The organism is Vibrio sp. 10N.261.52.A1 (genome assembly GCF_002876325.1).
In the GTDB taxonomy this organism is placed as follows: domain Bacteria; phylum Pseudomonadota; class Gammaproteobacteria; order Enterobacterales; family Vibrionaceae; genus Vibrio; species Vibrio chagasii.
This window is the reverse complement of record NZ_MCYD01001230.1, coordinates 1-4,204: the sequence shown is the minus strand read 5'-3', so window position 1 is coordinate 4,204 and position 4,204 is coordinate 1. Positions and strand designations below refer to the sequence as shown.

Here is a 4,204-nt window from a genome sequence, read left to right as displayed (position 1 = left end):
AAGTAGAATACATGGATAAAATAACCCAAAAAACTGACAAAAAACTCATTATGGTTATTTTCTTGAAATAAAAAGGTCGCACTAGGCGACCTTTTGTCTGTTTTGTAGTATGAATCACTAATTAACCGGTGTTTCGCATGCCTGCAGCAATGCCTGCAATGGTCACCATTAGCGCTTCTTCTAACTCTGCTGGTGGTGTTTCGCTCTTACGAGTACGGTACAGCAGCTCAGCTTGAAGCATGTTCAATGGCTCTACGTAGATGTTACGTAGGCGAATCGACTCAAGCCCCCAAGGGTCGCTCTGCATCAGGTTCTCGTTGTTCTCTACATTTAGCACTGTTTTGATGTCTTTTTGCAGCTGTTCACGCAGTAATTCACCTAGAGGCAATAGCTCTTCGTCAACAAGACGTTGGTCGTAGTACTTAGCAATTTCCATGTTGCACTTCGAGTACACCATCTCCAACATACCCAGACGAGTAGAGAAGAATGGCCATTCGCGACACATTTCTTCCAGTAGGGCTTGGTGGCCTTGGTCTACTGAGTATTGAATCGCTTCACCAGCGCCTAACCATGCAGGAAGTACCAAGCGGTTTTGGCTCCAAGAGAAGATCCATGGAATTGCACGTAGGCTTTCTACACCACCGTTCGGGTTACGTTTAGCTGGGCGAGAACCTAGAGGCAGTTTACCTAGCTCTAGTTCTGGTGTTGCTTGACGGAAGTACGGAACAAACTTCTCTTCACCACGAACCACGTTACGGTAAGCCTCACAAGAGACTTGAGACAGCACTTCCATTAGGTCGCGCCACTCTTGTTTTGGCTCTGGTGGCGGCAGAAGGTTCGCTTCTAGAATCGCACTTGCGTAAAGGTTGAAGCTGTTTACAGCAACATCTGGCAAGCCAAGCTTAAAGCGGATCATTTCGCCTTGCTCAGTTACACGTAAACCGCCTTTCAAGCTCTTAGGTGGCTGAGAAAGAAGAGCTGCGTGCGCTGGCGCACCACCACGACCAACCGTACCGCCACGACCGTGGAATAGAGTCAGTTCAATGCCTTCTTCATCACAAACCTTAACTAGCTTATCCATTGCATCGTATTGAGCCCAACCTGCAGACATTACGCCCGCATCTTTCGCTGAGTCTGAGTAGCCGATCATTACCATTTGGTGGTTTTGGATGAAGCCACGGTACAAGTCGATACTCATCAGCTGCTTCATTACCGCTTCTGAGTTGTTCAAGTCGTCCAGTGTTTCGAACAGTGGACACACGTCCATGCGGTATGGGCAGCCACATTCTTGCAGTAGCAAGTGAACAGCCAGTACATCTGATGCTGTACGCGCCATAGAAATCACGTAAGCACCGAAGGCTTCACGAGGTTGAGCAGCAATGACCTTACAGGTGTCTAAAACCTCTTTAACCTGTTCAGATGGCTCCCAATCGCGAGGAAGCAGCGGGCGCTTAGAGCTTAATTCATTGGTTAAGAAAGCAATCTTGTCTTGCTCGCTCCATTGGTCGTAATCACCAATGCCTAAGTAGCGAGTCAGTTCAGACAGTACATCTGAGTGACGGGTACTTTCTTGACGAACATCGAGACGAACTAGATGTACACCGAACGCTTTTAGGCGGCGCAAGGTATCAAGCAGAGAACCGTCTGCGATTACGCCCATGCCACACTCGTGCAGCGATTGGTAACACGCGTAAAGCGGAGTCCAAAGTTGGTCGATGTTCTGTAGTGTTTCTTTCTTCGGAACTTCAGTGTCATGCAGTTTTGCATCTAGTACTTCTAGTGTGTTGTTCAGCAGAGTACGTAGGTTCTTCAGAATGGCACGGTAAGCTTCGTGCTCATCACCAGCTAGTTCACGAACGGTATCATTGCACTTAGTCATCGATAGTTCGGTAATCAGCTCGTTTACGTCACCTAGGTAAAGGTCTGCAGCTTTCCAGCGAGATAGGCGCAGAACCTCTTTGGTAATAGTGTGCGTTACGAATGGGTTACCATCGCGGTCACCGCCCATCCAAGATGAGAAGTGAACTGGACGTGCATCAATTGGCAGGCCTTCACCAAGGTAGCCTTTTAGTCGACCATCCATTTCACGCAGGAAATCAGGCACAGCTTCCCATAGCGAGTTTTCTACAACCGCAAATCCCCATTTCGCTTCATCAAGTGGTGTTGGGCGTTGCTGACGAATCACATCAGAGTGCCAACCTTGAGCGATAAGTTGCTCTAGGCGACGTTCGGTTTTCACGCGCTCTTTGTGTGATAGGTCGCTTAATTCTAATTTAGACAGACATTCGTTGATCTTCACCAGCTTGTTGATCATGGTGCGACGAGTGATTTCTGTTGGGTGTGCAGTCAAAACGAGCTCAATGTTCAGGTCGCGAACAGCTTGAGCTGCATCTAGCTTGCTGATGTCGTTTTGGCTTAATTTGGAAAATAGAGATTGCAGCACATCTGGTTCACAAACATGCTCCTCACAGTGGCGAGAGATGGTGTGGTATTGCTCTGCCATGTTGGTGAGGTTGAGAAATTGGTTAAATGCACGAGCAACAGGAGTGAGTTGTTCGTTCGGCAGGTTTTTGATTTCTTCAACTAGGCTGTCACGGTCAGCTTTGTTGCCTGCGCGGGCGGATTTGGAAAGTTTACGGATAGTTTCCACTTTCTCTAAGATAACGTCACCATGTGCATCTTGGATTGTGTTACCTAGCAAGCGTCCCAGCATGCTTACGTTACTCTTGAGAGCGGCGTATTTCTCGTTCATTGTCATCCTGCCTCGTAAAAAAATTACATCCATTGTTCCTTGTTAAGTACACAATCTAGCGAAAACTGCTGTATCTAGTCAAATAAAGCATTCTAAGTTTGCAATTATTAGTTTTCGAAATGCGGGAGAAGTAAATTTTCCAAGACTTCGGAATAAAGTGAAATTTAATTACAAGATCAGGCTTTGGCAGGGATAACAGAATAAAAGCCACCTTTTAGGGCAGCTTTTATAAAAAAGTATCGCAAGGGTGGCAATAACTAGAAACAATATTTACGAATAGATTTACTCAGTACGTCAATCGTTGGGTCGATAAAATCAAAGCTTAAGAATTCATCCGGTTGGTGAGCTTGGTCGATTGAGCCCGGCCCCAGAACTAAGGTTGGGCAAAGTTCTTGGAGGAAAGGTGCCTCGGTACAGTAATTCACGGTTTGTGATTCAGTTTCGCAAACGGATTCCATGCCGCCGATAAATGGGTGGTCGTGCTGACACTCGTAACCTGGGATAGGTTCGTGCAGTGGCGTAATCTCAATTCTGCCCGGCCACTTCGCTTCCACTTCTTTGAGTGCGCTGCGCAGCATGTTATCTAAACCGTCTAAGCTGATACCTGGTAAAGGGCGCACGTCGTAGTGCAGTTCACAACAACCACAAATACGGTTAGCGCTGTCACCACCATGAATATGACCTAGGTTTAGTGTCGGGCTTGGAATAGCGAACCCTGGGTGGTGGTACTCTTTAATTAATTTGTCGCGCAGCTGCATCAAAGCAAACAGCACTTCATGCATGATTTCGATAGCGTTAACGCCTAATGCTGGATCTGAAGAGTGACCTGATTTACCGGTTACGCGCACTGCATTCGCCACGTGACCTTTGTGCCCGCGAATCGGTACTAGGCTGGTCGGTTCACCAATGATGCAGTAATCCGGTTTAAACGGTGCGTTTTCAGTGAAATGACGCGCACCTAGCATGGTGGTCTCTTCATCACAGGTTGCCAATACATAAAGTGGCTTCGCCTGTTTACTCCAATCCATCTTTCTTACTGCTTCATAGATAAAGGCGAAAAAGCCTTTCATGTCGGCAGTACCTAATCCGTAGAAGCGATTGTTGTGTTCTGTCAGTGCGTGAGGGTCGAAATTCCAACGCCCTTCATCAAATGGCACGGTATCACTATGTCCAGCCAGCAATAAGCCGCCTTCGCCTGAGCCCATTTTTGCGATCATATTATGCTTGCCAGGCTCAACTTCCACGACTTCTACGCTAAAGCCCAGATCTTTAAACCATTGAGCCATTTTTTCGATCACTTTCTCGTTGCCATGATCCCAGCTTGGATCCGTAGAACTAATAGAGTCGGTGGAAATTAGGCCTTTATAGACCTCAAGGAAACTCGGTAATTGCATAATATCTTCACTTCTACTATTGACAGGAAAACTATAAGTCGGTAAAACACATATTAAA

At 46.7% G+C, this 4,204-nt stretch carries 2 protein-coding genes; both read right to left on the bottom strand.

The features are described 5' to 3' along the window. Positions 1-121: 121 nt before the first annotated feature. Positions 122-2,758, bottom strand: coding sequence for a phosphoenolpyruvate carboxylase (ppc, locus tag BCT81_RS25970; protein WP_198596966.1), 2,637 nt, complete (start codon positions 2,756-2,758; stop codon positions 122-124). Positions 2,759-3,009: 251 nt separating this feature from the next. Then, complete coding sequence (gene argE, locus BCT81_RS25965) at positions 3,010-4,146, bottom strand: acetylornithine deacetylase (protein WP_102426332.1); 1,137 nt, start codon at positions 4,144-4,146, stop codon at positions 3,010-3,012. Positions 4,147-4,204: the final 58 nt, after the last annotated feature.

Coding starts and splice junctions, on each gene's coding strand:
- ppc (WP_198596966.1), bottom strand. CDS start 2,758: ATGACAATGAACGAGAAATACGCCGCTCTCAAGAGTAACGTAAGCATG.
- argE (WP_102426332.1), bottom strand. CDS start 4,146: ATGCAATTACCGAGTTTCCTTGAGGTCTATAAAGGCCTAATTTCCACC.